Annotated in this window: 7 protein-coding genes; 5 read left to right on the top strand and 2 right to left on the bottom strand. The window is 37.2% G+C overall.

Annotation, left to right across the window (positions count from 1 at the left end):
* Nucleotides 1–62: 62 nt before the first annotated feature.
* Complete coding sequence (locus tag PI85_RS14600; RefSeq protein WP_036123159.1) at nt 63–1,124, bottom strand: LCP family protein; 1,062 nt, start codon at nt 1,122–1,124, stop codon at nt 63–65.
* Between the two features lie 149 nt (nt 1,125–1,273).
* Nucleotides 1,274–1,909, bottom strand: a complete 636-nt coding sequence (locus PI85_RS14595) for a YigZ family protein (RefSeq protein WP_036123162.1) — start codon at nt 1,907–1,909, stop codon at nt 1,274–1,276.
* A 165-nt stretch (nt 1,910–2,074) separates the two neighbouring features.
* Between PI85_RS14595 and PI85_RS14590 the strand changes: the two genes are divergently transcribed.
* From PI85_RS14590 to PI85_RS14570, 5 genes are all read left to right on the top strand, one after another.
* Nucleotides 2,075–3,223 (top strand): sensor histidine kinase, encoded by a 1,149-nt coding sequence (locus PI85_RS14590; RefSeq protein WP_025116710.1) that lies wholly within the window; start codon nt 2,075–2,077, stop codon nt 3,221–3,223.
* 30 nt (nt 3,224–3,253) lie between these two features.
* On the top strand, nt 3,254–3,928 hold the full coding sequence (locus tag PI85_RS14585) for a response regulator transcription factor (protein WP_008178876.1): 675 nt from the start codon (nt 3,254–3,256) through the stop codon (nt 3,926–3,928).
* Nucleotides 3,929–4,223: 295 nt separating this feature from the next.
* Nucleotides 4,224–4,775: a DUF3225 domain-containing protein gene (locus PI85_RS14580; RefSeq protein WP_025116712.1), complete on the top strand. Its 552-nt coding sequence runs from the start codon at nt 4,224–4,226 to the stop codon at nt 4,773–4,775.
* 245 nt (nt 4,776–5,020) lie between these two features.
* Nucleotides 5,021–5,863 carry a DegV family protein gene (locus PI85_RS14575; protein ID WP_008178870.1) on the top strand — a complete coding sequence of 281 codons (843 nt, stop codon included), beginning with the start codon at nt 5,021–5,023 and terminating at the stop codon, nt 5,861–5,863.
* Between the two features lie 63 nt (nt 5,864–5,926).
* Complete coding sequence (locus PI85_RS14570) at nt 5,927–6,364, top strand: hypothetical protein (protein ID WP_235318491.1); 438 nt, start codon at nt 5,927–5,929, stop codon at nt 6,362–6,364.
* Nucleotides 6,365–6,381 lie beyond the last annotated feature (17 nt).

Genomic DNA, 6,381 nt, shown 5'->3' with positions numbered 1-6,381 from the left:
CTTGACGGGGTGCAGTTCAATTTTGTCTATGATCTGAAAGGTCTTATTGTTATACGAACTGATTATTCGACAACTGAATTTTCATCGCTAGCAGCACTATCAGTTCCAGTATTGTTGCTGCCACTTGATGTTAGGCTTGATGATTCTTCATTTCGGCCAAGATGGTTTTTAAATATTTCCTTTGTTTCTTCCACAGAATCCTGATTTAGCTGGTAATAATAAATACCAGTAGACATATCATCTGTACCTTCCAAATTTAAAGTGTCGATACGTGGAGCCCCTTTTGATAAGTATGACAAGAAGGACTTCATTTCAGTAAATGTCATATCTGTTTTCATATTATCACCAAGTGCTTTAATTACATCATCATACTTGGTGATGGAACCAACAGATGCTACTTTTTTAATAATAGCTGAAAGAATTTCCTGTTGACGTTTACCACGTTCGATATCGCTATCTTGTTTACGTGTTCTTGCAAGGGCTAGTGCCTCACTACCATTTAAATGCTGTAGTCCTGGCTGTAAGTTGATTGTAAACTTATCAAATTCGTCTAATTCGTGTAGGGCATACGGTACTTCTGCCTCAACACCGCCTAAAGCATCGACAACATCAATGAAGGCATTGAAGTTCATACGTACATAGTAGTCGATTGGGATATCGAATAATTGTTCTACTGTTTCAATAGTAGTAAGGGTTCCACCCATCGCGTGGGCATGAGTGATTTTATCTTTATAACCGACCTTAGGAATATAAACGTAAGAATCACGAGGGATACTTAACATTTTAATGGTATGTGTTTTATTATTTAACGTTGCTAAAATAAGCGCATCCGAACGTGAATGATCAGAACCTTGTCCACGATTATCACTATCATCGACTCCGACAAATAAAATAGAAACATTATCATGTACCGGTTCTACTTTTTCCTCACGGAGCTTAGAAACTTCCCGACCTTCTAATACTTCATGGGCTGAGTTTGCCGCATGCTCTACCTGTTTTGTAAGGTAAACACCATAAGCAGTAACACAAATCACTAAGCTAGCAACTAGGAGTAGTGTAACTTTTATAATTAAGGAAGCTTTAGAAGATCTCTTTTTGAACTTATTAATAGATCTTTTTTTCATATTGGATATATTCTCCTCTTATTATTGGGAATAATAATGCGATAAAGCTAAATTTTATTCAATTACTAAAGAAGTAAACGTGTGGTCCATAAAAATAGCCTAACAAAAAAATTATACTATGCATATTTAGTTTCGACAATTAAAACTATTTATTTGACAATAAATTCTATAAATTGAGCATCTTCGAATGTGATGGATGCTTGTCCATTCGTGATTTCTGTCATCCAGCTTCGGAACTGTTCCTCTTCTTCTTTTAGCACAGAGACGATGATTTCGACACCCTCTAAATAACGGATGTCCTCCAACGAATAGGACGAACCTCTTACTTCGTTTTCGACTTTTCCAAGCCATGTGTAATCAATGGCAACCTTCATGAAATGATGGAGCTTGCGTTCAACTACTTGCGCGGCAATAAGACCTTCTGTTGTTGCTTTTCCGTATGCACGTATAAGACCGCCACCGCCGAGTTTAATGCCTCCAAAATAGCGAGTCACAACGACGACCGTATCTTTTAGGCCTTGTTTTTTTAAGACCTCTAACATAGGGACGCCAGCCGTACCGCTAGGTTCCCCGTCATCATTCGCTTTTTGAACGTTATCATGTTCGCCGATTATATAGGCTGAGCAATTATGTGTTGCGTTGTGATGCATTTTTTTTATACGATCTATAAAAGAAATTGCATCCTCTTCCGTTTCTGCACGTTCTATATAAGTGAGAAAGCGGGATTTAGAAATAACAATTTCGCTTTCACCATATCCTTTTACTGTTAAATAGTTTTCTCTCATCCGTATCAATCTCCTTTTAACTAGAGTTCTATTCTATAATTTTCGTAAAGAAAAAGCATTAAATTTTAGCATGGTAATGCTATAATAGGTGTAGACTATGGAATATAAGAATTTGGTCTATTAAAATAGTAAGTAATCATAAGACATTAGACTGGGGAGTATAGTATGTTTTCAAATGATACCTTCGATTTAAAGTCGCTTGATGACATTTTTAATCGAATGTTAGATACAATCATGAGCTCGAAGGATGATATCTTTATTATAAGCGAACAAAGCCGTAGAAGCTTTGAAGATATGCAAAAAGAGCTAGAAATTGTTCGAAAACAAATATCAATTGTAATTGATGAAGGCGATGCATTGGAAAAAAGTACGCAGCTTGCTAAACAAAGACTTGTCTTAGTAAGTAAAGCTTTTGATAATTATACCGAAGAACAAGTTAGAGAAGCATATGAAACTGCACATGATTTTCAAGTAAAGCTCTCCGTTATTAGAACGCAAGAAAAACAGCTACGCGATAAAAGAGATGATCTAGAGAGAAGATTAAGAGGATTACTCGATACGATTGAACGTGCTGATCATATTGTCAATCAGGTAAATGTCGTTTTGAATTACTTAACTTCAGATTTAAAAAATGTTGGTTTAGCGCTTGAACAAGCAAAAATGAAGCAAGATTTTGGGATACGTATTATTGCAGCTCAAGAAGAGGAGCGTAAACGTTTGTCCAGAGAGATTCATGATGGACCTGCTCAAATGCTTGCAAATGTACTAATGCGCACTGATTTAATAGATAGAACGTATCGTGAAAAAGGCATAGAAAATGCATTAGCAGAAATTGCTGATTTAAAGAAAACGGTGCGAAACGCATTATCTGAGGTGCGACGTATTATTTATGATCTACGACCAATGGCACTTGATGATTTGGGAATTATTCCGACATTAAAGAAGTATTTATCAACAGTCACTGAATATAATCCAGGTGTCGACATTCATTTCCAATCGAGAAGTACAGAAAAACGTATACCTTCCAATTATGAAGTATCCATTTTCCGACTCGTGCAAGAGTGCGTAACAAATGCCATGAAGCATGGAAAATGTAAAGACATTTGGGTCAAGCTTGAATGGTTAAAAGATGCTGTTAATATCGTTGTTAAAGATGATGGTATAGGCTTTGACCAACAAGTAGTGAAAGACCATTCCTTTGGGATTTTAGGAATGAAAGAACGAATTGAAATTTTAAATGGTACAATTACTATTACTAGTGAAATCAACCGAGGTACAACGGTGTTATTTAAAATTCCGTTAGAAGTAAAGTAACTGTTGCAGAAATTTAGGGGGTAAAGACAAATGACAAAGATTATTATTGTAGACGATCACCAGCTATTCCGTGAAGGAGTAAAACGTATTTTAGATTTTGAAGATACGTTTGACGTAGTAGCAGAAGGTGATGATGGTACTGATGTGGTAACGTTATACGCTGAAAACGAACCAGATGTAGTACTGATGGATATTAACATGCCAGGCAAAAATGGCGTAGAAGCAACATCAGAGTTAATTAATGAATTTCCTGATGCGAAGGTCATTATGCTGTCCATCCATGATGATGAAACATATGTGACACATGCATTAAAATCAGGCGCTCTTGGCTATATGCTAAAAGAAATGGATGCAGATGAAATCGTGGAGGCTATTAAAGTTGTTGCAAACGGTGGATCTTACTTACATCCAAAAGTAACAAAAAATTTAGTGGCAGAGTTCAAGAGACTTTCAGAACACGAAAATAAAGGTAACTTCCACCAAACGGAAATTCGCCGTCCATTCCATTTACTAACAAAACGTGAATGTGAAGTATTACAGCTATTAACAGATGGTCAATCAAACCGTACAATTGGTGAGACACTGTTTATCTCTGAAAAAACAGTTAAAAACCATGTATCAAGCATCTTACAAAAAATGAATGTGAATGACCGTACACAAGCCGTTGTAACAGCCATTAAAAATGGTTGGGTTGAAGTACGATAATGATTAAAACTGTTTTTAAAAGCTACTTTGTATAGAAGTAGTTTTTAAAACAGTTTTTTATTGTTTTTTAGTAACTATTTGAATGGCCTATTAAAGATATTGGATCGCCTTTCACAAATTTGTAACATTGCTCTTTCGTCCTGTTAGTAGGTATTAAATATGGAAACAGTCAGATCATGCAACATTTTACTGCCGAATACGTCATAAGGAAGATGTAGCACCTAAATGTTGAAAAAGCACAACAAAATTCCTACGACAGCATTTATATGCTACAATATGCGCGGGAGGTTTTGTGATGTTAAAGAAAAGTTTTCTAGCAGTTTTAATTTTATTTGTATTCACTTTAACTGCATGTGGTAATAAAGAAGAGAAGATTAGTGATGACGATCGAGAAAAGGTAATAGAGGATGGTACCGTTGGCTTTGAGATGATGGGCGGTAATGTAGAAAAAGCAGAAAACGTACCAGCAGCAGATGAAAAAGCTATTTTAGCTTCTTTCGATGAATATATTGCAGCCCTAAATGCGGAGGAAATCGACCGCTATATGAAAACGATTTCGAAAAATCCAAAGGGTTTTAAATATGATGAAGAAAAAACATATGCAACAGAAGTGTTCGATCAATTTGATATAAAGCGTGATGTCGAAAATGTAACGATTGCCAAATACGAGTCAGAAGAAGCTCAAGTATTTGCCAACATGAAAATGCATTCTCTTCAACTCGAAACAAATGTCGAGCATGAAAGCGCAGGACGACAGGTAACGGTCTTTGTCAAAGAAGATGATGATTGGAAAGTAACAAGCGTCTTTTATATTGGCGATGACTCACAGTCAAGTACAGGCAATTAAGAGGAGCGATCTTCATTCAACATAGAATTGAGTGAAGATACGCCTACTATACATAGGAAATGAATGTGAAATGGAGACTAGTTAGCTACTAGCTCATTGTCGAATGACCAAAACGTAAAATATACGTTCGTCCTTCATCACATTCATTTCTTTTTGTTTTCATTCTAAATCTGTGAGAAACCCAACAACAATTGCACCAAGATGAAATAGATTGTAAACTATGAAACATAGGAGAGTGGACATAGATGAGGACGGCAATCGTAACAGATAGTACTGCATATAATACAGCTGAGGAACGTGCACGCTTAAACATCCATATGATACCTTTAAGTGTTAATATTTCAGGCCAATTATTTGCAGAAGAAGTAGATATCACAGCATCTGAATTTTATGATAAGGTGCGTGGTGCCAAAGAATTCCCCAAAACAACACAGCCTCCAATCGGAGAATTTGTCGCTCTTTTCGATGAGCTAGCAAAGGATTACGATGAGGTTATTTCTATCCATTTATCGAGTGGAATTAGTGGAACATACCAAGGTGCAGTGCAGGCAGGTGAAATGGTGGAAGGTATTGATGTGTATGCCTTTGACAGTGAAATATCCTGTGCTGTTCAAGGCTTTTACGTTTTAAGAGCAGCTGAAATGGCGAAAGAGGGCTATTCAGCCAAAGAAATACTTGCAGCATTGGCGGACATGCAGCAGTATATTCGTGCTTACTTCATTGTAGACGACTTAGCACATTTACAACGTGGTGGGCGTTTGTCTTCTGCTGCAGCCTTAATCGGTGGCCTTTTACAAGTGAAGCCTGTCCTTCATTTTGTGGACAAGGTAATTGTTCCTTTCGAAAAAATCCGAACACGTAAAAAAGCTTTAAAGCGTGCGGAGGAACTGCTAGCAGAGGATGCTAAAAAATATGATGCCATGGATGCTGTGGTCATTCACGGCAATTGCCCAGCAGAAGCGCAAGAATGGCTAGAACAATTAGCCGCAACGTACCCAAACGTCAACTTTAAATTAAGCTATTTTGGTCCTGTTATTGGTACTCATTTAGGAGAAGGATCCATGGGCTTAGGTTGGACCAAAAAATAAATGCAACCGATGAAAGTCTCTACGTAACAGTAGAGGCTTTTTTCTATGAAGGGAGAGATCATCTTGAGATATAAAGGTTGGCTGTTACCACCAGCGTTAAGAGATTTTCATGAGGGCCGTATTTGGTTAAAGCCTCATTCTCCATTTTCAACTATAGATACTGATCGAGCAATTAAGCAAAATTACTTCCGTATAATAGAAGGAATTGAATTGACGCCGGTCACCAAATGCAATCGTTGCCATAATATAGACCCATATTTATTCACGATATTCGATTGTTCAAAATGTCAGCAGCAATGTTTATATTGTCGACATTGTATTCGAATGGGCAGGGTGAGTAGCTGTACGCAGTTGATGATATGGACAGGCCCTCAAGTAATTAAAACGAGAAAGCATATATTAAAGTGGGCAGGGCAATTGACTAAGCTCCAACAACAGGCTGCAAGCGAGATGCTAGCAAGTGTACAAGCAAAACGCTCCCACCTTATTCATGCTGTATGAGTAGCATAGAATGAAGA

The sequence above is a fragment of the Lysinibacillus sp. A1 genome (assembly GCF_000801965.1).
GTDB classification, from domain to species: Bacteria; Bacillota; Bacilli; order Bacillales_A; family Planococcaceae; genus Lysinibacillus; species Lysinibacillus fusiformis.
This window is presented reverse-complemented; position numbering and strand designations above follow the sequence as displayed.